Source organism: Lentzea albida (assembly GCF_900111005.1).
Lineage (GTDB): Bacteria > Actinomycetota > Actinomycetes > Mycobacteriales > Pseudonocardiaceae > Lentzea > Lentzea albida.
Map to the genome: position 1 here is coordinate 149,657 of NZ_FOFV01000019.1, position 26,708 is coordinate 176,364.

Below are 26,708 nucleotides of genomic sequence, written 5' to 3' on the forward strand. Positions count from 1 at the left end.
GTTCACTTGCCCCCAACGGCACGGTCGAGAAGTTCCAGGAACGAGCGGTTGAGCGCCGCCGTGTCCTTCGGTCGCATCGCCCGCCGAGCCTGCAGGACGGCGTGCACGTACAAGGATTCGAGCGTCAGCTCCACGAGCGACGGGTCGGTCAGCCGCGCCAGCCGCTGCACGAGCGGGTTGCGGCAGTTGAGGACCAGCTGCTCGGGACGCGACGAGTCGGAGCCCGCGGTCAGCTGCCCCAGCAGCTCCGCCCACAGCGGGTCCGTCACCTCCTCCGCGGTCTGCTCGGTGTCGAGCCTGCGCTGCTGCTCGGCGTTCGTGATCAGCAAGGCGGGCAACGAGACCGGGTCGAAGTCGCGGATCACCGCGTCGCAGTCGTGCCGGTCCAGCGCCGCCGCGCCCTCCGACAGCCTCAGCCGCAACGCCGCCTCGACGTCCGGTTCGGGATCGGCCAGCGCCGCCAGCAGCTCCGTCGGCGCCACCCGGCGGGCGACGGACGGGCCGTCCAGCGCGCTCAGGCGGTTCAACAGCTCCATGTCGTAGGCGTAGCCCGCGTTCACCAGGCCCAGGCCCTGCGCGGCGGCGACCGGCGCGAGCTGGTGGAACTCGTCGACGTCCGGGATGTAGAGGATCGCGCCGTGCTTGCGCTTGAACTGCCGCAACGGGATCGCGCCCTCGGTGGTCTCGAACGGCAGCCACCGCTCGACCAGCCGCAGCATCTCGTCGTCCGTGCGCGCCAGCGACTTGATGCCCAGGTGGTGCGCGGCCAGCAGCTCGCCGGCGCGGCGCGGTTCGATCGCGTCCAGCCGGATCAGCCAGTCGCGGATCTGCTCGCCCAGTTCCTCGCGCACCGCCAGCAGCATCTCGTCCTGGTACAGCGCCTCGCGTGACGCCGTCGGCCGGATCGAGGACGCGTCGACCACGCACCGCACGAAGTACGCCCAGTCCGGCAGCAGGCCCTCGACGTTGTCGCCGACCAGCATCCGCTTCAGGTACACGCGGTGGGTCTGGCGCGTTCCGGGGTGGACACCGGACGGCAGCACGAACGCGACCCCGGTCAGCCCCGCCGCCTCGACCTCGATCGGGATCGCCTCGAACGGCGTGAACCCGAAGACCCGCTCGCAGTACTCGGAGAGGTCGGCGTCCTCGTCGTCCCACGGACGTTCGCCGCGGGTGACCTGAGCGCCGTCCAGCGTCACGACGGCCGGCAGCAGGTCGCCGTAGTCGACCACCAGCGGGCGCACCACGTCGGCTTCGAGCCAGTGTTCGTTGCCGCGCGAAGCACTCATCGTCACCGTGGTGCCGACCGGGACGTCACCGTCCACAACGGACACGGTGTAGTTGCCCGACGAATCCGCCTCCCACCGCACGGCGGGACCACCGCGGGCCGAGCGCGTGATCACCGTCACGGACGAGGCGACGAGGAAGCACGACAGCATGCCGACGCCGAACTGGCCGAGGAACCCCTCGCGGGCGAACCCCAGGTCGTCCCGCTTCGACGTGCGGCCGAGCGTGGACAGCAGCTCGTGGACCTCGGTCTCGGTGAGCCCCACGCCGGTGTCGGTGATCGTCAGCGTGGAGCCGCAGGTGATCGTGACGGCGGCGGGGCAGGACGGGTCGAGCTCGCGCCTCGCCGTGATCGCGTCGACGGCGTTCTGCAGCAGTTCGCGCACGTAGACGCGCGGGCTGCTGTAGAGGTGGTGGCTGAGCAGGTCGATGATGCCGCGCAGGTCGACGCGGAAGGTGTGCGACATGATGCCGCCCATCCTAGGGACGAGGCGGGGGTCGGTGCCGCTCTTTAACGGAACGCTCCGGAGAGGTCAACAGCGCACCGACTAGGATCGGCCTGTTCATTACCGATGTCCGTGACGGGAGCTGTCCTACAACCATGTCCGGAGCCAACGACCCGTACGACCCGAAGCAGGTCGCGGCGCTGTCGGCCGAGAACCTCGACGCGGCCGTGCAGAAGGCCCGCGAGGCGTTCGCCGGAGCAGCCGACCTGGAGGCACTGGCCGCGGTCAAGCCCGGCCACCTCGGGGACCGGTCGCCCGTGCTGCTGGCCCGCCGCGAGATCGGTGCCCTGCCCCCCAAGGCGAAGGCCGAGGCGGGCAAGAGGGTGAACGAGGCGCAGTCCGCGATCAGGACCGCGTTCGACGAGCGCTTCGCCGTGCTCCAGGTCGAGCGCGACGAGCGGGTCCTGCGCGAGGAGTCCGTCGACGTCACGCTGCCCTGGGACCGCTTCCCGCGCGGCGCGCGCCACCCGATCACCACTCTCGCCGAGCGCATCGGTGACGTCTTCGTGGCCATGGGCTACGAGATCGCCGAGGGCCCCGAGCTCGAGACCGAGTGGTTCAACTTCGACGCGCTGAACTTCGGCAAGGACCACCCGGCCCGCTCGATGCAGGACACGTTCTACATCGCGCCGGGTGACTCGCAGCTCGTGCTGCGCACGCACACCTCGCCCGTGCAGGCCCGCACGCTGCTCGACCGCGAACTGCCGGTCTACGTCGTGTGCCCCGGCCGCACGTTCCGCACCGACGAGCTCGACGCGACGCACACCCCGGTGTTCCACCAGGTCGAGGGCCTCGCGGTCGACAAGGGCCTGACGATGGGCCACCTCAAGGGCACGCTCGACGCGTTCGCGCGCTCGATGTTCGGCGAGGACTCGAAGACCCGCCTGCGTCCCTCCTTCTTCCCCTTCACCGAGCCGTCGGCCGAGGTCGACGTGTGGTTCCCGGAGAAGAAGGGCGGCGCCGGCTGGGTCGAGTGGGGCGGCTGCGGCATGGTCAACCCCAACGTGCTGCGCGCCTGCGGCGTCGACCCGGACGTCTACTCCGGCTTCGCGTTCGGCATGGGCCTGGAACGCACCCTGCAGTTCCGCAACGGCCTTCCCGACATGCGCGACATGGTCGAGGGCGACGTCCGCTTCACCCAGCCTTTCGGAACGGAGGCCTGATCCGGATGCGAGTCCCGGTCAGCTGGCTGGTCGAACACCTCGGTTTCGACGAAGTCCCCACGCCCGACGAGCTCGCCGAGGCGTTCACGCGCATCGGCATCGAGGTCGAGGAGGTGAGCCCGCTCGGTCCCGTGACCGGCCCGGTCGTCGCCGGCCGCGTCGTCGAGATCGAGGAGCTCACCGAGTTCAAGAAGCCGATCCGCTACTGCAAGGTCGAGGTCGGTCCCGAGCAGACCAACCAGATCATCTGCGGCGCCACGAACTTCGTCGAGGGCGACTCGGTCGTCGTCGCGCTGCCCGGCGCCGTGCTGCCCGGCGGGTTCTCGATCGCCGAGCGCAAGACGTACGGCCGCGTGTCGCAGGGCATGCTCTGCGCCGCCGACGAGCTCGGCATCGGTGACGACCACTCGGGCATCCTCGTGCTGCCCACCGGCACCGCGCAGCCCGGCGACGACGCGCTGGAGCTGCTCGGCCTGAACGACAGCGTCATCGAGCTCGCGCCGACCCCGGACCGCGGCTACGCGTTCTCGGTCCGCGGCCTCGCCCGCGAGATCGCCTGCGCGCTCGACGTGCCGTTCGGCGACCCCGGTGTCGTCGAGATCCCCGAGCCCGAGGGCGAGGCGTGGCCGGTCCACATCGAGGACCGTCCCGGCTGCTCGCGGTTCGTGGCGCGCCGGGTCACCGGTGTCGACCCGACCGCGCCCACGCCGTGGTGGATGCGCCGCCGCCTGATGCTCGCGGGCATGCGCTCGATCTCGCTGCCGGTCGACGTCACGAACTACGTGATGCTCGAGCTCGGCCAGCCGCTGCACGCGTTCGACGCCGCGTCGCTCTCGGGCGCGCTGACGGTCCGCCGCGCGCTGGCGGGGGAGAAGCTCACGACGCTCGACGACCAGGTGCGCGCGCTCAACGTCGACGACATCGTGATCGCCGACGACTCCGGTGTGATCTCGCTGGCCGGTGTCATGGGCGGCGCGTCGACCGAGGTCGGCGACAACTCCTCGGACATCCTGCTCGAAGCGGCGAACTGGGACCCGGCGTCCATCGCCCGCACGGTCCGCCGCCACAAGCTGCCGTCCGAGGCCGCGAAGCGCTTCGAGCGCACCGTCGACCCGGCTCTCGCGCCCGTCGCGCTGGAGCGGGCCGCGAAGCTGCTCAACCACTACGCCGAGGGCCAGATCAAGCCCGGCCGCACCGACGTGGGCGCCCCCGCGCTGCCCGAGCCGGTGTCGATGCCGATCGACCTGCCCGACCGCATCGCCGGTGTCCGCTACGCGCGGGGCGTCACGGCCCGCCGTCTCGGCCAGATCGGCTGCCAGGTCTCGGTGACCACCTCGGAGGAGGGCCAGACGATCGTCACGGCCGTGCCGCCGACGTGGCGCGCCGACCTCGTGCAGCCCGCCGACCTGGTGGAGGAGGTGCTGCGGCTGGAGGGCTACGACACGATCCCGTCCGTGCTGCCGCCCGCGCCCGCCGGTCGCGGCCTGACCGAGCAGCAGCGCCGCCGCCGCACGGTGTGGCGCACGCTGGCGGAGGACGGTTTCGTCGAGGTCAAGCCGTTCCCGTTCATCGACCCGTCGGTGTTCGACGCGTTCGGTCTTGCCGAGGGCGACACCCGCCGCGACACGGTCGGCGTGCTGAACCCGTTGGAGGCGGACAAGAACGTCCTCGCGACGACGCTGCTGCCGGGTCTGCTGGAGACGTTGCAGCGCAACCTCGCGCGCGGGGCGAAGGACGTCGCGCTCTACAACATCGCCCAGGTGACGCTGCCGCGCGCGCAGCAGGTCCCCGTGCCGTCGCTGGGCGTGGACCGCAGGCCGACCGAGGCCGAGGTCGCCTCGATGCTGGCCGCGCTGCCGAACCAGCCGCTGCACGTCGCCGGTGTGCTCACGGGCCACCGCGAACTGGCCGGCTGGTGGGGCAAGGGCCGCATCGCCGAGTGGTCGGACGCGGTCGAGGCCGCCCGCCGCGTCGGTGAGGCGTACGGCGTGAAGCTGCGCGTCGTGGCGTCGGACCTGCTGCCGTGGCACCCCGGCCGCTGCGCCGAGCTGCGCGTCGGCGACTGGCCCGTCGGCCACGCCGGCGAGCTGCACCCGAAGGTCGTCGAGAAGCTCGGCCTGCCGAAGCGGACCGTGGCGTTCGAGCTCGACCTGGACGCGCTGCCGCTCGACGACCACCGCCCGGCCCCGATGGTCTCGCCGTACCCGCCGGTGCTGCTGGACGTCGCGCTGGTCGTCGACGCCTCCGTGCCGGTGCAGTCGGTGTCCGAGGTGCTCGGCGCGTCCGCGGGCGACCTGCTCGAGGACATCCGCCTGTTCGACGTCTACACGGGTGAGCAGCTGGGCGAGGGCAAGAAGTCGCTCGCGTACTCCTTGCGCTTCCGCGCCCCGGACAGGACGCTGACGGTGGAGGAGGCGACGTCGGCCCGCGACGCCGCCGTTGCCGCCGCCGCAGAGCGTCTGGGCGCCGCACTCCGCGCCTGACCGATCACAGCGCGTGAGGCCCGGGATTCCGCGAGAATCCCGGGCCTTTTCGCGTAAGGAACGGCCTGACCTCCAGTCCGCGTACGCGTGTAGCCGATCCATGCCCGTTGACAACAGTGCCGCCAGGGTCCCTGTTCTGGTGTCTTGTGCACGCTGTGTAGTGATTGAAGGTTCTCCAAACTTGGTGCCGTACCCACCGAGCACCACCTCAGGAGAACGAACATGCGCAAGCGCACCGCGGTCATCGCAGCAGTCGCAGCCCTCGCCGTCGGAGGCGGTGTCGCCTACGCGGCGTGGACGAGCACCGGCTCCGGTTCCGGCTCGGTCGGCTCCACCACGAGCGTCAACTCGACCATCAGCCCGGTCAACGGCGCCGGTGGCCTGTACCCCGGTGCCACCGTCGACTTCCAGGTGACGATCAGCAACCCGAACGACTACCCGGTCGCGGTCTCGTCGATCAGCGCCGGCGTCTCGGCCATCACCGAAGGCGGCTGCGCCGCGGGCACCGTCACCAGCCCGGCCGTGAGCAACGCCGGCACCATCGTCGCCAAGGGGACCGGCACTTACACGCTGAAGGCGACCATGAACGCCGACGCCGCGAACAACTGCAAGTCGCAGACCTTCACGCTGCCGCTGACCGCCGAGCTCGTCTCGGCCGCGTAGATGATCCGCCTCGTCCTCGCCGTGCTCACCGTGCTCTGCGTGCCGGGCGGCTCCCCGGCACCCGGCAAGGCGTTCACGATCGCGGACGCCGGCGCGGCGACGGGGTTGGTCCCGGGTGGGACGGTGACCCGGGTCGTCCGGGTCACCAACCCGAACAACCAGGACGTGAAGCTCACCCGGCTCGTCACCTCGGTCGGGCGCCCGTCCCCGGACTGCCCGGCGAACACCGTGACCGTCGCACCGCTCGCCGCGCCGGTCGTCATCCGCAGGAACTCGCGCGCCGACGTGCCGCTGAGCGTCCGGATGGCGGCGTCCGCGCCGAACGCCTGCAAGAACCTCACCTTCCCCCTCACCTACTCGGGAACGGCGACCAAGCCATGACCAGCTCCACCGCACTCGTCCGCCGCCGGTCCGTCCGGCGCGGCGCCGTCGTCCTCGCGCTCACGACGGCCGCGCTCGGCTCGGGCGTGGCCTACGCGGCCTGGACGAGCTCCGGCACCGGCAGCGCCACCACGAAGGCCGGCACCGCGCTGGCCCCGGTCGTGGCCGCGGGTGCCGTCACCACCGGGACGCTCTACCCCGGCGGCACCGGGGACGCGGTCGTGACCGTGTCGAACCCCAACCCGTACCCGGTGCGGGTCACGTCCATCGCGCCGAACGGCGCGGGAACCTGCGGCGTCACGTTCTCCGAGCGGTTCCCGGGCACGCAGCTCGCCGCCAAGAGCGCACCGGTGGCCATCACGTTCAGCGTGACCATGTCGGTGGACGCCCCGAACTCGTGCCAGGGCGCGACGATCGACGTGCCGGTGACCGTCACGATCGCCAGCGGGACCGGAGCGTGAAGCGGCCGGTGCTCGCGGCGGCGGTGCTGTGCGTGCTCGCGGCACAGCCCGCCTCGGCCGCGTGGCAGACCTCGGCACCGGGAACGGCGAAGGCGAAGGCCGCCGCGGTCACCGCGCCGACCGGCATCACGTGCGCCACGTCGACCGGGGTCGTCACCTGGCAGGCGGTCGGGGGCGTACCGAACTATGATCTTCGGTGGAGCGACAAGGGCAACGGGGACGGCAACTTCACCACCCCCGTCCGCGTCTCCTCGACGTCCTACACCGTCACCGGCGGAACTCCGCTGCGGGTGAGGGTCCGGGCCGTCGCGGGCAGCTGGACCTCCAGCTACACCGAACAGAATTGTTCCTGATAATTCGCTCGATCGGCTGAATCCCGTTCATCGGGATTTGGGGTCAAACCAGCAGGTGGTAGCCCTGCGTAGCTGTCAAGGTGTCAAAAGTCCTTCATTACAAGGGGAAATCGGCGCCCGTCGGACGCTTGCGCAGTAGGTGAAGGTTCTCCAAGATTGGCAACGCGGCCCGCTGGGGCCGAGGGGCGAAGCGATGAACCACCGGGCGAGTCTGGTCGCCGGTCCGGTGGGGAGCTAGAGGCGAACCCACCGCCTGGGAGCAACGACTCTGGAGAGTTGCGCCATGCGAAGTCTGGGTCCGCGCCTTGAGATCGCCGTGTCCTTGACGATCCTCATGCTCGGAGCGGCGGTCGTCGCCGCCATGCACCTCACGTGGCCCGAGCCGCAGAAGCCCGCGATGGCGTACTCCGTCAGCAGCGGCGAGTCCGGCATGCAGCAGCTCAAGCCGTTCGAGATCAACGACATCTCCGGCGCCCCCGTCGAACTCACGCCGGGTGCGGTCGGCGAGCGCAAGGTGCGGCTGTCGAACCCCAACCCGGTCCTGATCATCGTCGAGAGCCTGTCCGCCGTGCCGGGCCAGCCGCTCGACGCCACCCAGCAGCGCGTCGCGGGATGCCCGGCCGGCGTGCTGACCGTCGTGCCGCTCACCGACATCGTCGAGATCCCGGCCGGGGGCGCCGTCGAGGTGACCATGAAGGTCGAGGTGGCGCAGGACGTGCCGGCGGAGTGCGCCGAGCTCGTCTTCCCGCTCACCTACTCGGGCCGCGCGAAGCACGGCTAGCCCGCACGCGAGCCGCGCCACGACCTCACAGGTGCTTCAGCGCCTCCCGCCGGGACAGCGGCGACAACCCCGGCCGCTCCGCCACGAACGCGCGCACCCACCCCGGCTCGGTCTTCCCGAAGTCCCGCAGCGCCCACCCGATCCCCTTGCGCAGGAAGAAGTCGGGGTCGTCCGCGTTGGCGTCGACGCACGCCGTCAGCAGTTCCACGTCCGTGGCGCCCTTGAACCCCAGCTGGCAGATCACCGACGTGCGGCGCCGCCACCGGTCCGCGTCGACAGACCACTTCAGCACCAACGGCCGCACCACGCCCGGATCCGACCGCAGCAACGGGCCGACGCGTTTCGACGCGATCTCGTCGACGTAGTCCCACCACGCGCCGGTCACGATCATCTCGTCGAACCACGGCAGCAGATCAACGGACTGGAATCGGCGATCACCGCTCAGCGACAACGCCATGTAGCGCTCTTCGCGATAGGTCGCCTCGCGCCACAACGCCTGCACGGCGCCGAGCCACTCGTCGCGGTCGTGCACCCGCGGCAGCGACTTCAACAGGGCCGCGCGCGCCGGTTTCTGCACGCCCAGGAACGGCATGTCGGACTTCATGTACGCCTGCATCTCCGGCGCCTTCACCGGGTCAGCGAGCTCCTCGAGTCCCGTTCTGACCGCTTTGATCAAGGAAACCTCAAGAGTCACGTCCAAACGGTATAGCCATTAGGAGTAGCCCTGTTGAGATTTATGGCCCCATCGGTACCGAAAGTGCTAACGAACCAGCAAAACATCACTTGACCGGGCGCTTCTGTGAACGGAAAGGGCACTCCGCACCTATACAGTTCGCGTTCATGCGTGTGCTCATGGTTGTGGCGGCGCTCGTGCTGGGCAGCATGGGCGCCACCAAAGCGGACGCGGTGGGTTATCTGGATCTGCCGCTGGTGAACGGGAACGGCGAACAGCGGGGTGGCGTGCACCCCGACCTGCCGACCGACCGCGCCACGATCGAGCAGTTGCTGGCGGGCTACCGCGCCGAGGGCATCTCGCCGGTGCGGTTCAAGGCGTTGCTGTGGCAGTACTGGATCGTCCGCGCCGCCGAGGACGCGGGCGTGAACCTGTCCGAGTGGGACCCGCAGCGCACGGCCGCCGCCAACAAGGCCGTGATCTTCGCCGTCTACGACTTCTACGCGAAGCTCCACCTGACGCACCCGGACACGTTGCGGTGGATGGGTTTCGCGAACATCGGCGCGCCCGCGTTCGCCGCCGGCATGCTCGACCTCGGCTCGGTCCCGGAACTGCGCTGGTTCTCGACGATGCTGATGTCGATGCAGAAGCACATCTTCATGGACCTGGGCGCGATGCACGCCGCCTACCTGCACGGCGGGATCGAGGCCGTCCGGGAGATGCGCGACGCGGGCATCATCGACGCGGACACCACCGCGGCGTGGGAGGACCCGGCGCAGGCGGTCATGGAGTTCTCCTCGCGCGAGCAGAACCTGGTGATCGCGGACCAGTTCAACCGCATGCGATCGCGGTTGCTGCCGCCCGGTGAGATCGTCACGTACGCGATCACGGTCGCCGGGCCGATGCCGGTGCCGGGCGGGAAGACGCCCGCGCAGTACCGGCCGCTGTTCGGCGGTCCGCTGCCCGCGTTCAACTACGCGGACCGGGTGGCGCGCTGGGACTTCCTGAGCAACGACACGGTCCCCGCCTACGAGCGGTTGAGCTCCGAGGCCGTGCACCGGATCGTGCAGCGGCCGTTCGCGGACCGCGTCGCCGAGTACCGGGCCACGACGCGCCTGATCGACCTGCTGCCGTTCACCGGATCCGACGTGGAATCGCAGCCGTCGAAGTAGGCTGGCGGCCATGACGTCGTACGACTACGACCTGATCGTCATCGGCTCTGGTCCTGGCGGCCAGAAGGCGGCGATCGCGGGTGCGAAACTGGGCAAGCGCGTCGCCATCATCGACAGGCAGGAGATGATCGGCGGCGTCTGCGCGAACACGGGCACCATCCCGTCGAAGACGCTGCGCGAAGCCGTCATGTTCCTGACGGGCATGAGCCAGCGCGAGTTGTACGGCGCCAGCTACCGCGTCAAGCAGGACATCACGATCAACGACCTGATGGCCCGCACGCAGCACGTGATCGGCCGCGAGGTGCAGGTCGTGCGGGCGCAGCTGCACCGCAACGGCATCGATCTCCTCAACGGCTTCGGCCGCTTCGTCGACGAGCACACCGTGGCGGTCGACGGCAGCCACCGCGGCGACCACACGACGATCACCGGCGAGTTCGTCGTGATCGCGACCGGCACGACGCCCGCCCGTCCGTCCGGCGTGGACTTCGACGAGGAGCGGATCCTCGACTCCGACGAGGTCTTCGCCTTGCAGGAGATCCCGTCGTCGCTGGTCGTGGTCGGCGCGGGGGTGATCGGCATCGAGTACGCGTCGATGTTCGCGGCGCTCGGCACCCGCGTGACGGTCGTCGAGCAGCGCGAGCGGATGCTCGACTTCTGCGACCCGGAGATCGTCGAGTCGCTCAAGTTCCACCTGCGCGACCAGGCCGTCACGTTCCGGTTCGGCGAGAAGGTCGTGAACGTCCAGGTCTCCCAGGGCGGCACCATCACGACGCTGGCCTCGGGCAAGCGCATCCCGGCCGCCGCCGTCATGTACTCGGCCGGTCGCCAGGGCACCACGGACAAGCTGGACCTCGCCGCCGCCGGTCTCGAGGCGGACAACCGCGGCAGGCTGAGCGTCGACGAGCACTACCGCACGCCCGTCGAGCACATCTACGCCGTCGGCGACGTGATCGGCTTCCCGGCGCTGGCCGCGACGTCGATGGACCAGGGCCGCCTGGCCGCGTACCACGCGTTCGGCGAACCGGTGCACGAGCTGACCGGCCTGCAGCCCATCGGCATCTACACGATCCCCGAGATCTCCTACTGCGGTGCCACGGAAGCCGAGCTGACGTCGTCCGCCGTTCCCTACGAGGTCGGCATCTCCCGCTACCGCGAGCTCGCGCGCGGCCAGATCGTCGGTGACGCGTACGGCATGCTGAAGCTGCTGGTGTCCACTGTGGACCGCAAGATCCTCGGTGTGCACGTGTTCGGCACCGGCGCCACGGACCTCGTGCACATCGGCCAGGCCGTGATGGGCTGCGGCGGCACGGTCGACTACCTGGTCGACACGGTGTTCAACTACCCGACGCTGTCCGAGGCCTACAAGGTCGCGGCACTCGACGCCACGAACAAGATCCGCGCGCTGGACCGCTTCACGGCCCAGTGACCGTCACGACCGGGTGAGGCCGCCGTCGTGGGCCACGATGGCGGCCTGCACGCGGTTGGTGACCTCCAGCTTGGGCAGGATCCGGCTGATGTGCGCCTTGACCGTGCCGGTCGCCATGAAGAGCTGTTCGCCGATCTCGGTGTTGGACAGGCCTTCGCCCACGAGCCTCAGCACGTTCCGCTCGGTCTCGGTGAGCGCGTCGATCTTGCGACGCGCGTCCGTGCCGGCGTCGGGTGCGACGAGGTGCTTCTCGATGAGGCGCCTGGTGATCTGCGGGGCGAGGATCGGTTCGCCCTGCGCGGCCTTGCGCACGGCGTTGATCAGCTCCTGCGGCGGGGTGTCCTTGAGCAGGAACCCGGTCGCGCCGACCTTCAGCGCCTGCGCCACGTAGGAGTCCTCGCCGAACGTCGTGAGCATGACGACGTTGGCCCTCGACGCGATCTGCTCGGCGGCCTTCAGCCCGTCGCCGCCCGGCATGCGGATGTCGAGCAGCGCGACGTCGACCGAGTGCTTCAGCGTCAGCTCCACGGCCTGCCTGCCGTCGCTCGCCTCGGCCACGACGGTGATGTCCGGGTCGTTCTCGAGGATCAGCCGGATGCCGGCGCGCATGAGCGTTTCGTCGTCGGCGATGAGCACTCGGATCACGTCCCGCACCCTACGGCCTCTCCTGCTCCTTGGAGTGCAGCTTGCCGTCGCGGAAGCACAGCTTGTAGACGAGCTCGGCGTTGTGCGACGTCCGGAACCGCGAGCACCCGTCGACGCCGAGCTGCCCCACGCCGAACTGGTCCATCACCTCCTCTTCGGGGGTGACGCCCACCTTCAGCGAGTCGAAGTACGGCGCGTTCATCTGGCTCGTGTTCAGCAACGCGAAGAGCAGCAACACGACCAGCGCGCCGACGATCGGCACCAGCGCCAGCAACCCGAGGCAGCCGCCGCCGAGCACGCGGGGCACGGTCAGGACCTCGGCGGCGAGCGGTGGCGGCACCTCGACCACCTCGGTGCTCGCCTGGTCCGCCTGCGCGGGCGGGTGCAGCGGGACGTCGGCCGCGACCCGGAACCCGCCCTCGGGCGGCGGTCCCGCGGTGAACGAGCCGCCGAGCAGCCCGACGCGTTCCTCGAGGCCGATCAGGCCGCGCCGGGTGCCCTTGCCCGGCACCGCGGTGGACGGTCCGTTCAGGACCTGGATGCGCGCCCGGCCCGCCTGGACCGCGACCTGCACCCGCGCACGGGCGGCCGGGGCGTGCTTGTGGAGGTTGGTCAGGGCCTCGCGGACCACGCGGTGCACGGCCCGGCGGGTGCGCGGGTCGGCGCCGTGCAGGTCGTCGCCCGACCAGTCGAGCGAGACGGCGATGCCCGCGTCCGCCGAGCTCTCGACCAGCGCGGTGATGTCGGACCGGGTGCCGGTGTCCTCGTCGAGCGACTCGGGTTCGGGGTTGGTGCGCAGCACGCCGAGGATCTCGCGCAGCTCGGCCATCGCGAGCGACGACGTGGTGCGGATCAGCTCGGCCTGCTCGTGCAGCTGCGGTGCCTTCGTCGCGGTCGCGAGCTCCAACGCCCCGGCGTGGATGGAGATCAGGCTGAGCCGGTGGCCGAGCATGTCGTGCATCTCGCCGGCGATGTGCGCGCGTTCCTCGGACCGGGCGGAGGCGGCGGTCAGGGCGCGGGCGCGTTCCAGGTACTCGTTGCGCTCCCGCAGGAGCCGGACCATCGGCTTGCGGCGGCCGAGCAGCATGCCGGACACGGCGGGGAAGACCACGAAGAACGCCGACCCGAAGAACCCGCCGACCAGGGTCTGCCACAGCGGCGCGTTGTCGTAGACCTGGAACAGGCTGAACGCCGTCTGCAGGAGCGTCGTCACGCCGAGCAGCGCCCACAGCCTGCCGAGTCGCGGAACGCGCCGGGACACGGCGAACACCACGAAGGCCGTGAGGGACATCGCCCAGAGGTTGTTGACCGCGAACAGCGGGGCCGTGAGCAGCAGCGCCCACTCCGGCTTCTTCGGCGCGAACCACACGAGAGCGGCGATCCACAGCGCGCTCGCGATGGTCAGCAGCGGGTGCGGGACCGGGGCCAGCGGGGCGATCAGCGGCACGAGCCCGACGAGGAACGCGAGCGACGGCCAGACGAACCTCATCGTGCGAGCTCCCTCTTCGTGGTCAGCAGACCGGTGTCGCGGTCGAAGCACAGCTCGACGTCGCGGTCGTCCGAGTCGCGCAGGTGGTAGCGGTAGCAGCCGGCGTTGCCCGACAGCACGCCGAAGCCGAACGTCTCGGTGACCTCCTGCTCGTGCGTGACCGACTCCTGGAAGCCGGCGTACTCCTGCGGGCTGATCTCGCTGCGGCTGAAGATCGCGATGATGAGCAGGACCATCGCCGTGCCCAGTGCCGGGATGACGGCGAGCGTGCCGAGGCACCCGCTGCCGATCACGCGGGGCACGGTCAGGATCTCGGCGGTGATCGGGGGCGGTGCCTCGGCCACGGCACCCGCCGTGCCCGCCTCGTCCTGCGCGACCGGGTGCAACGGCAGGTCGGCCGTCACCCGGAACCCGCCGCCGGCCGGGACCCCGGCGAGGAACGTGCCGCCGATCAGCTCGACGCGTTCCTCCAGCCCGATCAGCCCGCGCCGGGTGCCGCCGCCCCGTGGTTCGCCACTGGGCGCGTTGACGACCTCGACCTTCACCCGTTCTGCGACGACCACGGACACGCGCGTGCGTGCTGACGGCGCATGTTTGTGCACGTTCGTGAGTGCTTCGCGCACGACCCGATGCACCGCCCTGCGCAGCCGTGCGTCGGCATCGGCCAGGTCGGGTCCCGACCAGTCCAGGTGGACGGAGACGCCTGCTGACGTCGACGCGGCCACGAGCCGTTCGACGTCCGTGCGCGTACCGGCGTCCTCGTCGTTATCGGCCGAGGTGCCGAGCACACCGAGGATCTCGCGCAGCTCCTCCATCGCCACGGCGGACGTCCTGCGGATCAGCTCGACCTGTTCACGCAGCTCAGGAGCCTGCTCGGCGGCGGACCGCTCCAGCGCTGCCGCGTGCGCGGTCAGCTGCCGGAGCCGGTGGCTGAGCATGTCGTGCATCTCGCTCGCGATGTGTGCGCGCGTTGCGGACCTCGCGGTGTTCGCGGTCAGCACGCGCGTGTGTTCCAGGTAGTCGTTGCGCTCCATCAACACCTGGGTGAGGGGCTTGCGCCGACCGACGAGCGCACCGGCCACGGCGGGGAAGACCAGCAGGAACAGCACGGTGAACGCGGTGTCGAGCAGGTACTCGGTGAGGTTGTTGCCCACCCGCCACGAGTGCAGGGCGCTGAACCCGGCCTGCAGCACCGCGCTGACCCCGACCACCCAGGCCACCTGCCACGGCGAGCGCGCCGACCGGGCCGACCGGAAGATCACGAGCGACGTCGGGGCCACCGCGAGCAGGTTGTTCACGCCGTGCAGGGGAGTGGTGAGCACGATCGCCCAGCGCGGCCACCGCGCGCTGATCGGCACGAGTGCGGCCGCCCACACCGCCGAGGCGACGACCAGCCACGGCTCCACCGGCCTGCCCAGCGGCGCCACCAGCGACAACAGCGCCAGGAGGAAGGCGCCGGCCGTCCACAGCCCGTCGCGCGGCTTCACGTCCACGCTGATCATCATGGTCGACCGGGGTCACCCGCCCACAGCGCCAGGTGGCCCCGATCGGGTGGCCAGGTGGCCACGTTCACGGTTGAGTGGGTTTGCATGACCGTGCATAATCATGCGCATGACAGTGAGGATCGCGGTCGCGGGCGCCAGCGGGTACGCGGGTGGCGAGCTGCTCCGCCTGCTACTGGGCCATCCGGACATCGAGATCGGCGCGCTGACGGCCAACAGCAGCGCCGGTGACAGGCTGCTCAAGCACCAGCCGCACCTCCTGCCGCTCGCAGACCGAGAACTACAAGACACCACAGTCGAGACGCTCAAGGGCCACGACGTGGTGTTCCTCGCACTTCCCCACGGTCACTCAGCCGCGCTGGCCGAGCAACTCGGCGACGACACGATCGTGATCGACTGCGGCGCCGACCACCGCCTGACCAGCGCCGACGACTGGACGCGGTGGTACGGCGGCGAGCACGCGGGCACCTGGCCGTACGGGCTGCCCGAGCTTCCCCACGGGCGGGACGCGCTCGTCGGCGCCCGCCGCGTGGCCGTGCCCGGCTGCTACCCGACCGTCTCCTCGCTGGCGCTCGCACCGGCCGTGGACCTCATCGAGGACGAGGTCGTCATCGTCGCCGTGTCCGGCACGTCAGGCGCCGGCAAGTCGTTGAAGACGAACCTGCTCGGCTCCGAGGTCATGGGCTCCGCGAGCGCGTACGGCGTCGGTGGAGCCCATCGGCACACGCCCGAGATCAAGCAGAACCTGTCCGCGGCGGCCGGTCGTCCGATCAGCGTCAGCTTCACGCCGGTGCTCGCGCCGATGTCCCGGGGCATCCTCGCCACCTGCACCGCGACGCTGAAGGACACCGCCGCAAACGTTCGCGAGGCCTACGAGAAGGCGTACGCGGACGAGCCGTTCGTGCACCTGCTGCCCGAAGGTCTCTGGCCGACGACGAACGCGGTTCTCGGTTCGAACGCCGTCCAGCTGCAAGTCACCGTCGACGCCGACCTGAACCGGCTCGTGGTCGTGGCCGCCGTCGACAACCTGGCCAAGGGCACCGCCGGTGCCGCTGTCCAGTGCATGAACCTCGCTCTCGGACTGCCGGAAACGACCGGCCTCTCGACCGTTGGAGTCGCTCCGTGAACCGCAACAAGGGCGTCACCGGCCCCCAGGGCTTCCGGGCCGCCGGGATCGCCGCCGGGATCAAGGAATCCGGCGCGCTGGACCTCACGCTCGTCGTCAACGACGGGCCGTCCGACGCCGCCGCGGGCGTCTTCACCACCAACAAGGTGAAGGCCGCGCCGGTGTTGTGGTCGCAGCAGGTCATCCAGTCCCGGCGCCTCACCGCGGTCGTGCTCAACTCCGGCGGCGCCAACGCGTGCACCGGTCCCGAGGGCTTCCAGGACACGCACACCACCGCGGAGAAGGTCGCCGAGGTGCTCGGCACCGGCGCGGTCGACGTCGCGGTCTGCTCCACCGGCCTGATCGGTGAGCGCCTGCCGATGGACAAGGTCCTCACCGGCGTCGAGAACGTCGTGAAGGAGCTGGACTCCACCGTCGAGGCCGGCCTGAACGCCGCCACCGGTGTGATGACCACGGACAGCCGCCCGAAGCAGTCGTGGAAGGCGTCCGAGCAGGGCTGGTCGGTCGGCGGGTTCGTGAAGGGCGCGGGCATGCTCGCCCCGAACATGGCCACGATGCTGTCGGTCATCACGACCGACGCCAAGATCTCCGGCGACCAGCTCGACAAGGCGCTGCGCCAGGCGACCTCGCGCACGTTCGACCGCCTCGACGTCGACGGCGGCACGTCCACCAACGACACCGTGCTGGTGCTGGCCTCGGGCGCCTCGGGCGTCGAGCCGTCGTTCGACGACTTCGTCGCTTTGCTGACCGAGGTCGCGGGCGACCTGGTCAAGCAGCTCCAGGGCGACGCCGAGGGAGTCACGAAGGAGATCAGCATCACCGTCAAGCAGGCCGCCACCGAGGCCGAGGCCGTCCACATCGGACGGACGGTCGCCGAGGACAACCTGGTGAAGACGGCGTTGTTCGGCAGCGACCCGAACTGGGGCCGCATCGCGATGGCGCTCGGCCGCGCGGACGCCGAGATCGACCCGGACGTGCTGCAGATCATCATCAACGGCGTCTCGTTGTACCGGAACGGAACCCGCGACCGCGACCGCTCCGAGGCCGACCTCTCCGGTCGTGACATCGAGATCGTCATCGACCTCAACGTCGGTGAGGCCGAAGCCACCGTGCTGACCACGGACCTGTCGCACGACTACGTCGAAGAGAACAGCGCGTACTCCTCATGAACGCACAGGAGAAGGCGGCGGTCCTCGTCGAAGCGCTGCCGTGGCTGGAGCGCTTCCGGGGCGCTTTGGTGGTCGTCAAGTACGGCGGCAACGCCATGGTCGACGACGAGCTGAAGAAGGCGTTCGCCGAGGACATGGTGTTCCTGCGGCTGTGCGGCCTGCGCCCGGTCGTCGTGCACGGCGGCGGCCCGCAGATCAAGTCGATGCTCGACCGGCTCGGCATCCACAGCGAGTTCCGCGGCGGCCTGCGCGTCACCACGCCCGAGGCCATGGACGTCGTGCGGATGGTCCTGGTCGGGCAGGTCGGGCGCGAGCTCGTCGGCCTGATCAACCAGCACGGTCCCTACGCCGTCGGCATCTCCGGCGAGGACGCGCACCTGTTCACGGCCACCCGCCGCGGCGCGGTCGTGGACGGCGAGGAGGTCGACATCGGCCTCGTCGGCGACATCACCGAGGTCAACCCGGACGCGGTGCTCGACATCGTCCGTGCGGGCCGCATCCCGGTCGTGTCGTCGGTCGCGCCGGACATCCACGGCGTGCCGCACAACGTGAACGCGGACACGGCGGCCGGCGCCCTCGCGGTCGCTCTCGGTGCCGAGAAACTCGTGGTGCTCACGGACGTCGAAGGCCTTTACTCGAACTGGCCCGACAAGTCGTCCCTGGTGGACCAGATCCGGGCCTCCGAGCTGGAGAAGATCCTGCCGGACCTGGAAAGCGGCATGGTGCCGAAGATGGAGGCCTGCCTGCGCGCGGTGCGCGGCGGCGTCCCGCAGGCGCACGTGATCGACGGCAGGCTGGCCCACAGCGTTCTGCTCGAAGTCTTCACCTCCGAAGGTGTGGGGACGATGGTGTTGGGGGACAACAAATGACCACCCGCTGGCAACAGTCCATGATGGACAACTACGGCACGCCCACGTTGCAGCTCGAACGAGGCGAGGGCGCGCACGTCTGGGACGCCGACGGCAACCGCTACGTCGACCTGCTGACCGGTCTCGCGGTCAACGCGCTCGGCCACGCGCACCCGGCGATCGTCGAGGCCGTGTCCACGCAGATCGCGAAGCTCGGCCACACCGGCAACCTGTACGTCAACGAGCCCGCGCTGAAGCTCGCCGAACGCCTGCTGGACCTCGCGGGGGAGCCCGGCAAGGTCTTCTTCTGCAACTCCGGCGCGGAGGCCAACGAGGCGGCGCTGAAGATGGCGCGCCTCACCGGCCGCACGAAGGTCGTCTCCACGATCGGCGGGTTCCACGGCCGCACGATGGGCGCGCTGACCCTCACCGGTCAGGAGCCGAAGCGCGCGCCGTTCGCACCTCTGGTCCCCGGCGTCTCGCACATCCCGTTCGGTGACGTGGCTGCCCTGGAGGCCGCGATCGACGACGACACCGCTGCGTTCGTCGTCGAGCCGATCCAGGGCGAGCAGGGCGTCATGGTGCCGCCCGCCGGATACCTGCAGGAGGCCCGCCGGATCACCGCCGAGCACGGCGCGCTGCTCGTCCTCGACGAGGTGCAGACCGGCATCGGCCGCACCGGCACGTGGTTCGCGTTCCAGCAGGCCGGCATCGTGCCGGACGTGATGACGCTGGCCAAGGGCATCGGCGGTGGCCTGCCGCTCGGCGCCACCATCGGGTTCGGCGCGGCGGCGGACCTCTTCAAGCCGGGTCACCACGGCACGACCTACGGCGGCAACCCGGTGTGCTGCGCCGCCGGTCTCGCGGTGCTCGACACGATCGCCTCGGAAGGCCTGCTCGAGCACGCCTCGTCCGTGGGCAAGGAGATCGCCGCGGGCGTGGAGGCGTTGCACCACCCCGCCATCTCCGGAGTGCGGGGAGCCGGCCTGCTGCTCGGCATCACGCTGCGCGAGGCGGTCTCGGCGAAGGCCGCGGCGGCCGCGCAGAAGGCCGGTTACCTGATCAACCCGATCCAGCCCGACGTGCTGCGGCTCGCCCCGCCGCTCGTGCTGGAGGAGTCCGACGCGCAGGCCTTCGTCGCCGCGCTCCCCACCTTCTTCGAGGAGACGCCGTGAGCCCGAGGCACTTCCTGCGCGACGACGACCTGTCCACCGAGGAGCAGGCGGCCGTCCTCGACCTCGCGGACGCCTACAAGGCGGACCGCTTCACCGCGAAGCCGCTGGCGGGCCCCAAGTCCGTCGCGGTGATCTTCGAGAAGAACTCCACGCGCACCCGCCTGTCGTTCGAGGTCGGCATCGCGCAGCTCGGCGGCAACCCGGTGATCATCGACGGCCGGTCGATGCAGCTGGGCCGCGAGGAGACGATCGAGGACACCTCGCGGATCCTGTCCGGGTACGTCGACGCCGTGGTGTGGCGGACGTTCGCCCAGGCGCGCATGGAGGCCATGGCGTCCGTGTCGCGCATCCCGGTCGTGAACGCGCTGACCGACGAGTTCCACCCGTGCCAGGTTCTCGCGGACCTGCAGACGATCCGCCGCCGTTATGGTCGGCTGGCCGGTCTGACGCTGACGTACCTGGGCGACGGTGCCAACAACATGGCGCACTCGCTGCTGCTGGGTGGCGCCACGGCCGGTATGCACGTCCGCATCGGCGCGCCCGCCGGCTTCGTGCCGAACCCGCAGTTCCTGGAGGACGCCAAGAAGCGCGCCGCCGAGACCGGCGGTTCGGTGGCGCTGATCAGCGACCCGCGCGAGTCGGTCGACGGCTCGGACGTGCTGGTCACCGACACCTGGACGTCGATGGGGCAGGAGAACGACGGCAAGGACCGCGTCGGCCCGTTCCGCCCGTACCAGGTGAACGCCTCACTCCTCGAGGCCACCGGGAAGCCCGACTCGACGGTGCTGCACTGCCTGCCCGCGCACCGCGGCTGGGAGATCACCGACGAGGTGCTCGACGGCCCGCAGTCGCTCGTGTGGCAGGAAGCGGAGAACCGGCTGCACGCGCAGAAGGCGCTCCTCGTGTGGTTGCTGGAGCAGTCGTCATGACCCGCACCGCCCGTCAGGGCCGCATCGTCGAGATGGTGGCGCACCAAGCCGTGCGCAGCCAGTCCGAGCTCGCGAAACTGCTTGCGGCGGAAGGCATCGACGTCACGCAGGCCACGTTGTCGCGCGACCTCGACGAACTCGGCGCGGTCAAGCTGCGCGGCCCCGACGGCGGTGCGCCCGTCTACGTGATCCCGGAGGACGGCAGTCCCGTGCGCGGCGTCCAGGGCGGCACGACGCGCCTGGTCCGCGTGCTGGGCGAACTGCTGGTGTCGACGGACTTCTCCGGCAACCTCGCGGTGCTGCGGACGCCTCCCGGCGCCGCGCAGTTCCTGGCGTCGGCGCTCGACAGGGCGGCGTTGCACGAGGTGGTCGGCACGATCGCGGGCGACGACACGATCCTCGTCGTGGCCCGCGAGCCGATGACCGGTGCCGAGCTCGCCGACCGGATCACCGCGCTCGCCGCGGGCGACGTCGATGAATGAGCCCGTGCACGCCGTACTGACGTTCGACGCGGGCGTCGTCGTGGCGGTGGACGGCGAGACCGTCTCCGTCGCCGAGGCCGTCCGCGAGCTCAACTTCCGCGCCGGCGTGATCAGGTCCAGCCTGGGTTCCGTCGCCGTGCGGGTCGCGCGGATGGCCTTGCCGTCGGGTTCCGGCGAGGTCGACGTCGCGCTGTACGAGGGGCGCGTGGTCGGGCTCGTGGCCCGTTCGGAAGAATCGCTCTACGACTTCGCCAGCTGAGAGCTGGCCAGATGAAAGTTGCGCAGCAATGAGTTCTTTGTGGGGTGGCCGGTTCGAGTCGGGACCGGCCGAGGCGATGGCGCGGCTGTCGTTGTCGACGCACTTCGACTGGGTGCTGGCGCCGTACGACATCGCGGGTTCGCGCGCACACGCCCGTGTGCTGCACGCCGCGGGTCTGCTGACCGACGACGAACTCGCCGGCATGCAGAAGGCGCTGGACGAGCTGCTCGCCGACGTCGAGTCGGGCGCGTTCACCCCGGTGCTGGAGGACGAGGACGTCCACACGGCGCTGGAGCGGGGCCTGATCGACCGCGCCGGCACCGAGCTGGGCGGCAAGCTGCGCGCCGGCCGTTCCCGCAACGACCAGGTCGCGACCCTGTTCCGCATGTGGCTGCGCGACGCGGCCCGCCGCGTCGCCGCCGGTGTGCTCGACGTCGTCGACGCGTTGGCGGCCCAGTCCGAGACGCACTTCGGCGCCGTCATGCCGGGCCGCACGCACCTGCAGTCCGCCCAGCCCGTGCTGCTCTCGCACCACCTGCTGGCCCACGCGCACGCGCTGCTGCGCGACGTCGACCGCCTGCACGACTGGGACAAGCGCGCCGGCTTCTCCCCGTACGGCTCGGGCGCCCTCGCCGGTTCGTCGCTGGGCCTCGACCCCGCGAAGGTGGCCGCCGACCTCGGCTTCTACGCCCCGGTCGAGAACTCGATCGACGGCACCGCCTCCCGCGACTTCGCCGCCGAGATCGCGTTCGTGCTGGCCATGATCAGCGTGAACCTCTCGCGGGTGGCCGAGGAGGTCATCATCTGGACCACGGCCGAGTTCCGCTTCGCGGTCCTCGACGACGCCTGGTCCACCGGCAGCTCGATCATGCCGCAGAAGAAGAACCCGGACGTGGCCGAACTCGCCCGCGGCAAGTCGGGCCGCCTGATCGGCAACCTCGCGGGCCTGCTGGCGACGCTGAAGGCGCAGCCGCTGGCGTACAACCGCGACCTGCAGGAGGACAAGGAACCGCTGTTCGACGGCGTCGGGCAGCTGGAGCTCCTGCTCCCGGCGTTCGCGGGCATGGTGGCGACGCTCAAGTTCGACGTCGACCGCATGGCGTCGCTCGCCCCGGCGGGCTTTACCCTCGCCACGGACATCGCGGAATGGCTTGTGCGCCAAGGCGTCCCGTTCCGCGTGGCCCACGAGGCCGCCGGCGCGTGCGTGCGCGCGGCCGAGTCCCGCGGCGTCGGCCTGGAAGACCTGACCGACGAGGAGTTCCTCGCGATCTCGCCCGCCCTGACCCCGGACGTCCGCTCGGTGCTCACCGTCGAAGGCTCCATCGCGTCCCGCGACGCCCACGGCGGCACGGCGCCCTCCCGCGTCCGCGAACAGCTGGACGCCCTCGTCGCGAAGGCCGCTGCCGCACGTGACTTCTAGGCTGCTGACCAGGGAGGAGCTGGCCATCGACCCGGTCGATGCGTCCCGGCTCCTCCTCGGTTCGTACCTGGAGGCGGGCGGCGTGTGCGTGCGCGTCGTCGAGGTGGAGGCGTACCGGGGCGGCGACGACCCGGCGTCGCACTGCTACCGCGGCAAGACCCCGCGCAACGAGGTCATGTTCGGCCCGGCAGGGTTTCTCTACGTCTACTTCGTCTACGGCATGCACTTCTGCGCGAACGTCGTGTCCTTGACCGACGGCGTCCCCGGTGCCGTGCTGCTGCGCGCGGGCGAGGTCGTCGAGGGCGAGGACATCGCCTTCTCCCGCCGCCCCGCCTCGCGTTCCGCCGCCGAACTGGCCAAGGGCCCCGCACGGCTGTGCAAGGTCCTCGGGCTCGACCGGTCGTCCAACGGCCTGGACCTGACCTCCGCTTCCTCGCCCGTGCGCCTGTACGCGGGCGAACCGGTCACCGAGGTGCGCTCCGGCCCGCGCGTCGGCGTGGCCGTGGCGATGGACGTGCCGTGGCGGTTCTGGATCGACTCGCCGGCCGTGTCGACGTACAAGAGGGGCGGCAAGCGCCGCAGGTCAGCGTGACAGCTTGTCCAGCGCGGCCTTGAACTCGAGCTCCAACGCCGGCTCCACCTCGAACACCAGCGGCACCGTCATCTCGATCCGCTCCCCGGCCGTCAACCGCTCGACCAGCGTGTCCGCCACCTGCCGCAGGTCCTGCGCGACCTCGTGCATCGCCTCGAGCTGCCGGTCGGCGAACCGCGCCTGCACCCGAGCGGCGGCACGGGCGTTGCCGTCCGCGTAGCTCGTCCCGTGGATGGCGCGTGCCCAGTCCAGGATCTCGTCGAACGTCCGCACGAACAGCTCACCGAGGTGCACGATCCGTTCGGCGTCCCCCGGCTCACCGGCCCTGCCGAACGCGGCCTCCTGCGTCTGCGGCGTGAAGACCGACTCGACCGCGACCTTGATGATCTCGCTCAGCACCACGTTGCGGTCCCGGATGAGCCCGATCCCGTTGCCGTGCTCGACGGTCCCGTTGCGCGGCGAATACCGCAGGAAGTGCTCGCGGTACTTCGGCTGCAACTCCGCGAGCCCTTGTGCCACAACGGTCGCGTAGAGCAGGTACTCCCAGCCCTTCGGCTTCTCCCGAGCGAGCGCCGCCACCGACTTCGCGGTGATGGGCGTCGTCGAGGTGAACTCGGCACGGTGCTGCGCGAGCTTTTGCACGACGGACTGCGCGACCACCTCGTCGTCGTGCTTGCGCAGGTCCAGGTACCCGATGCTGGGCAACAGGCCGGGCACCTCGGTGTCGTCGAGCCGGATGGGCAGCAGGAACTCGTTCTGCTGCACCAACGCCCGCGCCTGCGCAGTCCGGCGTTCGTGCCGCACCAACCCCTGCTCGACGTAGTGCCGTGACGCGAACATCAGCACGTACCGAACCTTGTGCGTCAGCGTGTCAGCGATGTGCTCGACCAGATCAGCGCCCCACCGCGCCACGACCTGGTCGTCGTCGTAGTAGACCTTGACGCCCAGGTCCTCCAGACGCCGCACGATCGGCAACACCCTCTCGCGGTCCTTCTCGGCGAACGAGGGTGCGACGTCGAACTGGTACTCGGCCACAGGTCCAAAGTACGGCCCCGTACGTGTCGCGGAACGAACTGGACGCGGAACTGGTCAGAACGCGCGACATCGCCGTCGAGCGCCCCGCTGCGGCGCTCGACGGCGAAGAGTCGCCGCGTCAGCGGACGGCCGTGGTCCTGCGGTACCAGGCCCGGCGGTGTCCGGAAGGCAGTGCGACACGAGTGATCAGGTTCGTCAGCAACGCACCGATGACCAGCCACAGGAGAGCGGCCAGGCCCTCGTTGAGCAGCGTCGCGACCGACGCGTTCTCCGGGGTGAAGAGACCGTCCAGGCCGAGGGTGATCCCGTCCGCCCACCCGGAGACGAACTGGAAGAACCCGTTGCCCGCGTTCGCACCGGCGATCACCAGGAAGATGTGCACCAGCAGCACGATGGCGAACGTCCAGCACACGATGTCGATGACCGCGCAGACGGTCCGCACCGTCCGCACCCTGCGGTAGTCGTCGTCGCGCTGGACGACCTCCTCGACCACCGGCTCGTTCACACGCGGCATATGTGGCTCGTTCACGCGCGGCATGTGTTCAGTGGGCCGCCGTAACTCCGCATCACGAGGATCCGTCATGCCCTCGGGCGTACCCATGCGAGTACCAGGTCGAAACCCGTTGGACCAGGTAGGCGACAATGAGACGCGTGAGCGAGCACATCCTTGACGAACTTGCCTGGCGCGGCCTGATCGCGACGTCCACCGACCTCGACGCACTCCGGAAGGACCTGGACGCCGGCCCGCTCACCCTCTATTGCGGTTTCGACCCGACGGCGCCGTCGCTGCACGCCGGCAACCTGGTCCCGCTGCTCATGCTCAAGCGCTTCCAGATGGCGGGGCACCGGCCCGTCGTGCTGGCGGGCGGGGCGACGGGCATGATCGGCGACCCGCGCGACACCGGTGAGCGCACGCTGAACTCGCTCGACACCGTCGCCGAGTGGGCCGGGCGCATCCGCGGCCAGCTGGAGCGGTTCGTCGACTTCGACGACTCGGCCACGGGCGCGGTCGTCGAGAACAACCTCAACTGGACCGGCCAGGTCACCGCGCTCGAGTTCCTGCGCGATGTCGGCAAGCACTTCTCGATCAACGTCATGCTGTCGCGGGAGACGGTCAAGCGCCGCCTCGAGGGCGACGGCATGTCGTACACCGAGTTCAGCTACCTGCTCCTGCAGTCCAACGACTACCTGGAGCTGCACCGCAAGTACGGCACCGCGCTGCAGATCGGCGGCTCGGACCAGTGGGGCAACATCGTCGGCGGCGTGGACCTGATCCGCCGCGTCGAGGGCAAGCACGTCCACGCGCTGACGGCGCCGCTGGTCACCGACGCCGAGGGCAGGAAGTTCGGCAAGTCCACCGGTGGCGGCAACGTGTGGCTCGACCCTGAGATGACCTCGCCGTACGCCTGGTACCAGTACTTCGTGAACGTCGGTGACGCCGACGTGCTGCGCTACCTGCGGTTGTTCACGTTCCTCACCCGTGAGGAGCTCGACGAGCTGGAGAAGCAGACCGCGGAGGAGCCGCACAAGCGGGCCGCGCAGAAGCGCCTCGCGCAGGAGTTCACCGACCTGGTGCACGGCGAACGCGCGACGGAGCAGGTCATCCTCGCGTCGTCGGCGCTCTTCGGCCGGGGCGAGCTGCGCGACCTCGACGCGTCGGTGCTGGAAGCGGCGCTGGCCGAGGCGCCCAAGGGCCAGGTGCGCCTGGCGGACGAGCCCACGATCGTCGACCTGCTGATCGCGTCGGGCCTGGCCGAGAGCCGGGGTGCCGCGCGGCGGACGGTCAACGAGGGCGGCGCCTACGTGAACAACGCGAAGGTGACCGACGAGGAGTGGAAGCCGGCGTCGTCGGACCTGCTCCACGGCAAGTGGCTGGTCCTGCGCCGCGGCAAGCGCAACAACGCGAGCGTGCACGTGGAGCTCTGACCTGCGCGTTCAGGTCATGGAAGGCCGTCGGTCCCACTCGGGGCCGGCGGCCTTCGACGTTTCTCTGTGTGATCGCGGTCACAGTGTGCACGGGTTTGGGCTGCGATAGCGTGATCAGAGGGTCCTGTACGGGGCTGCTGACCTGCGGTTTCTTGATCGCGGGCGGCCGGGTTGCCCCCGATTTGACCCTCAGTTGGCGTGCGTGTAACTTTCTCCATGTCAGCGAGGAACGGGCCGGGAACACCGGAACGGAGCGCGACACAGGTCACGAACCAAGCTTCCACGGACTGTGGTAGAGTGGGTGACCGCGAAACGATGAAGACCCAGCCGGTAGCTCGTCTGAGCTCAGAGGCCAAGGGCGTCGGAAGTTTCAAACACAAGCTTATGTATGACACAGCCTCGGATCGAGTCGCCCTGTGGCGGATCGTGATGATGAGCGCGTGTTCTTTGAGAACTCAACAGCGTGCCGAAACACAGCCAGTAATATGAATACCCCTCGTCGGGGTATTCCTTTGAGATGCAAGACCAGATTGCCAGACATATTCCGTCTGGAGCGATCAAACACAATCCTTATTGGAGAGTTTGATCCTGGCTCAGGACGAACGCTGGCGGCGTGCTTAACACATGCAAGTCGAGCGGTAAGGCCCTTCGGGGTACACGAGCGGCGAACGGGTGAGTAACACGTGGGTAACCTGCCCTGTACTCTGGGATAAGCCTTGGAAACGAGGTCTAATACCGGATACGACCTTCTTCCGCATGGTT

The 26,708-nt window shown here is 70.0% G+C and carries 26 protein-coding genes and 1 rRNA gene; 20 read left to right on the plus strand and 7 right to left on the minus strand.

The features are described from left to right. Positions 1–2: 2 nt before the first annotated feature. Complete coding sequence (locus BMY74_RS35995) at positions 3–1,754, minus strand: HSP90 family protein (RefSeq protein WP_089923898.1); 1,752 nt, start codon at positions 1,752–1,754, stop codon at positions 3–5. 134 nt (positions 1,755–1,888) lie between these two features. Between BMY74_RS35995 and pheS the strand changes: the two genes are divergently transcribed. The 7 genes from pheS to BMY74_RS36030 all read left to right on the plus strand — a co-directional run bounded on the left by pheS (position 1,889) and on the right by BMY74_RS36030 (position 8,078). Further along, complete coding sequence (gene pheS / locus BMY74_RS36000) at positions 1,889–2,956, plus strand: phenylalanine--tRNA ligase subunit alpha (RefSeq protein ID WP_089923777.1); 1,068 nt, start codon at positions 1,889–1,891, stop codon at positions 2,954–2,956. Positions 2,957–2,961: 5 nt separating this feature from the next. Then, positions 2,962–5,439 (plus strand): phenylalanine--tRNA ligase subunit beta, encoded by a 2,478-nt coding sequence (pheT, locus tag BMY74_RS36005; protein ID WP_089923780.1) that lies wholly within the window; start codon positions 2,962–2,964, stop codon positions 5,437–5,439. A gap of 222 nt (positions 5,440–5,661) precedes the next feature. Beyond that, positions 5,662–6,102: a hypothetical protein gene (locus BMY74_RS36010; protein ID WP_089923784.1), complete on the plus strand. Its 441-nt coding sequence runs from the start codon at positions 5,662–5,664 to the stop codon at positions 6,100–6,102. Beyond that, entirely contained in the window at positions 6,103–6,483 is a 381-nt protein-coding gene (locus BMY74_RS36015; protein ID WP_089923787.1) for a hypothetical protein, read from the plus strand. Further along, positions 6,480–6,944, plus strand: coding sequence for a hypothetical protein (locus BMY74_RS36020; RefSeq protein ID WP_089923790.1), 465 nt, complete (start codon positions 6,480–6,482; stop codon positions 6,942–6,944). The genes BMY74_RS36015 and BMY74_RS36020 overlap by 4 nt, the downstream gene beginning before the upstream one ends. Then, positions 6,941–7,297 carry a hypothetical protein gene (locus tag BMY74_RS36025; RefSeq protein ID WP_089923792.1) on the plus strand — a complete coding sequence of 119 codons (357 nt, stop codon included), beginning with the start codon at positions 6,941–6,943 and terminating at the stop codon, positions 7,295–7,297. The genes BMY74_RS36020 and BMY74_RS36025 overlap by 4 nt, the downstream gene beginning before the upstream one ends. Positions 7,298–7,580: 283 nt before the next feature. Further along, positions 7,581–8,078: a hypothetical protein gene (locus tag BMY74_RS36030; protein ID WP_089923796.1), complete on the plus strand. Its 498-nt coding sequence runs from the start codon at positions 7,581–7,583 to the stop codon at positions 8,076–8,078. Between the two features lie 25 nt (positions 8,079–8,103). Here the strand turns inward: BMY74_RS36030 and BMY74_RS36035 are convergent, their stop codons facing one another. After that, positions 8,104–8,772 carry a DNA alkylation repair protein gene (locus BMY74_RS36035; protein WP_218159857.1) on the minus strand — a complete coding sequence of 223 codons (669 nt, stop codon included), beginning with the start codon at positions 8,770–8,772 and terminating at the stop codon, positions 8,104–8,106. Between the two features lie 146 nt (positions 8,773–8,918). Here BMY74_RS36035 and BMY74_RS36040 point away from each other — a divergent pair, with 146 nt between their 5' ends. Next, positions 8,919–9,923: a hypothetical protein gene (locus BMY74_RS36040; RefSeq protein ID WP_089923799.1), complete on the plus strand. Its 1,005-nt coding sequence runs from the start codon at positions 8,919–8,921 to the stop codon at positions 9,921–9,923. 10 nt (positions 9,924–9,933) lie between these two features. Continuing rightward, positions 9,934–11,349 carry a Si-specific NAD(P)(+) transhydrogenase gene (gene sthA, locus BMY74_RS36045; RefSeq protein ID WP_089923804.1) on the plus strand — a complete coding sequence of 472 codons (1,416 nt, stop codon included), beginning with the start codon at positions 9,934–9,936 and terminating at the stop codon, positions 11,347–11,349. Between the two features lie 3 nt (positions 11,350–11,352). Here the strand turns inward: sthA and BMY74_RS36050 are convergent, their stop codons facing one another. From BMY74_RS36050 to BMY74_RS36060, 3 genes are read right to left on the minus strand one after another with little or no spacing between them, the layout of a single operon-like run. Continuing rightward, a complete protein-coding gene (locus BMY74_RS36050) occupies positions 11,353–11,994 on the minus strand; it encodes a response regulator (RefSeq protein ID WP_089923905.1) in 642 nt (213 codons plus the stop codon). A 10-nt stretch (positions 11,995–12,004) separates the two neighbouring features. Further along, positions 12,005–13,483 (minus strand): sensor histidine kinase, encoded by a 1,479-nt coding sequence (locus BMY74_RS36055; protein WP_089923807.1) that lies wholly within the window; start codon positions 13,481–13,483, stop codon positions 12,005–12,007. Further along, positions 13,480–14,976: a sensor histidine kinase gene (locus tag BMY74_RS36060; protein WP_177230090.1), complete on the minus strand. Its 1,497-nt coding sequence runs from the start codon at positions 14,974–14,976 to the stop codon at positions 13,480–13,482. Before BMY74_RS36060 ends, BMY74_RS36055 begins: the two co-directional genes overlap by 4 nt. 118 nt (positions 14,977–15,094) lie before the next feature. Between BMY74_RS36060 and argC the strand changes: the two genes are divergently transcribed. From argC to BMY74_RS36105, 9 genes are read left to right on the plus strand one after another with little or no spacing between them, the layout of a single operon-like run. Then, the gene (argC, locus tag BMY74_RS36065; RefSeq protein ID WP_089923813.1) at positions 15,095–16,111 is read left to right on the plus strand and encodes an N-acetyl-gamma-glutamyl-phosphate reductase; all 1,017 of its coding nucleotides are present in this window, start codon (positions 15,095–15,097) and stop codon (positions 16,109–16,111) included. Continuing rightward, entirely contained in the window at positions 16,108–17,280 is a 1,173-nt protein-coding gene (argJ, locus tag BMY74_RS36070; RefSeq protein WP_089923816.1) for a bifunctional glutamate N-acetyltransferase/amino-acid acetyltransferase ArgJ, read from the plus strand. The genes argC and argJ overlap by 4 nt, the downstream gene beginning before the upstream one ends. Then, positions 17,277–18,149, plus strand: a complete 873-nt coding sequence (gene argB, locus BMY74_RS36075) for an acetylglutamate kinase (protein WP_089923819.1) — start codon at positions 17,277–17,279, stop codon at positions 18,147–18,149. The genes argJ and argB overlap by 4 nt, the downstream gene beginning before the upstream one ends. Continuing rightward, positions 18,146–19,303, plus strand: a complete 1,158-nt coding sequence (locus tag BMY74_RS36080) for an acetylornithine transaminase (RefSeq protein WP_089923822.1) — start codon at positions 18,146–18,148, stop codon at positions 19,301–19,303. Before argB ends, BMY74_RS36080 begins: the two co-directional genes overlap by 4 nt. Further along, on the plus strand, positions 19,300–20,232 hold the full coding sequence (gene argF / locus BMY74_RS36085) for an ornithine carbamoyltransferase (RefSeq protein WP_089923826.1): 933 nt from the start codon (positions 19,300–19,302) through the stop codon (positions 20,230–20,232). Before BMY74_RS36080 ends, argF begins: the two co-directional genes overlap by 4 nt. Beyond that, the gene (locus BMY74_RS36090; RefSeq protein WP_089923830.1) at positions 20,229–20,714 is read left to right on the plus strand and encodes an arginine repressor; all 486 of its coding nucleotides are present in this window, start codon (positions 20,229–20,231) and stop codon (positions 20,712–20,714) included. Before argF ends, BMY74_RS36090 begins: the two co-directional genes overlap by 4 nt. A gap of 4 nt (positions 20,715–20,718) precedes the next feature. Beyond that, positions 20,719–20,973, plus strand: coding sequence for an argininosuccinate synthase (locus tag BMY74_RS47055; RefSeq protein WP_371927580.1), 255 nt, complete (start codon positions 20,719–20,721; stop codon positions 20,971–20,973). Positions 20,974–21,001: 28 nt separating this feature from the next. Further along, entirely contained in the window at positions 21,002–22,393 is a 1,392-nt protein-coding gene (gene argH, locus BMY74_RS36100; RefSeq protein ID WP_089923836.1) for an argininosuccinate lyase, read from the plus strand. Next, entirely contained in the window at positions 22,383–22,985 is a 603-nt protein-coding gene (locus tag BMY74_RS36105) for a DNA-3-methyladenine glycosylase (RefSeq protein WP_089923839.1), read from the plus strand. The genes argH and BMY74_RS36105 overlap by 11 nt, the downstream gene beginning before the upstream one ends. Here BMY74_RS36105 and BMY74_RS36110 read toward each other — a convergent pair. Continuing rightward, positions 22,977–24,020 carry a toll/interleukin-1 receptor domain-containing protein gene (locus BMY74_RS36110; RefSeq protein ID WP_089923843.1) on the minus strand — a complete coding sequence of 348 codons (1,044 nt, stop codon included), beginning with the start codon at positions 24,018–24,020 and terminating at the stop codon, positions 22,977–22,979. The two genes, BMY74_RS36105 and BMY74_RS36110, sit on opposite strands and share 9 nt — an antisense overlap. Positions 24,021–24,138: 118 nt before the next feature. Further along, the gene (locus BMY74_RS36115) at positions 24,139–24,534 is read right to left on the minus strand and encodes a hypothetical protein (protein WP_245786543.1); all 396 of its coding nucleotides are present in this window, start codon (positions 24,532–24,534) and stop codon (positions 24,139–24,141) included. Positions 24,535–24,671: 137 nt separating this feature from the next. On the opposite strand from BMY74_RS36115, the gene tyrS reads away from it, so the two are divergent. Both tyrS and BMY74_RS36125 read left to right on the plus strand, forming a co-directional pair. After that, on the plus strand, positions 24,672–25,946 hold the full coding sequence (gene tyrS, locus BMY74_RS36120; RefSeq protein ID WP_089923850.1) for a tyrosine--tRNA ligase: 1,275 nt from the start codon (positions 24,672–24,674) through the stop codon (positions 25,944–25,946). A gap of 570 nt (positions 25,947–26,516) precedes the next feature. Further along, positions 26,517–26,708 (plus strand): 16S ribosomal RNA (locus tag BMY74_RS36125); the annotation flags it as partial.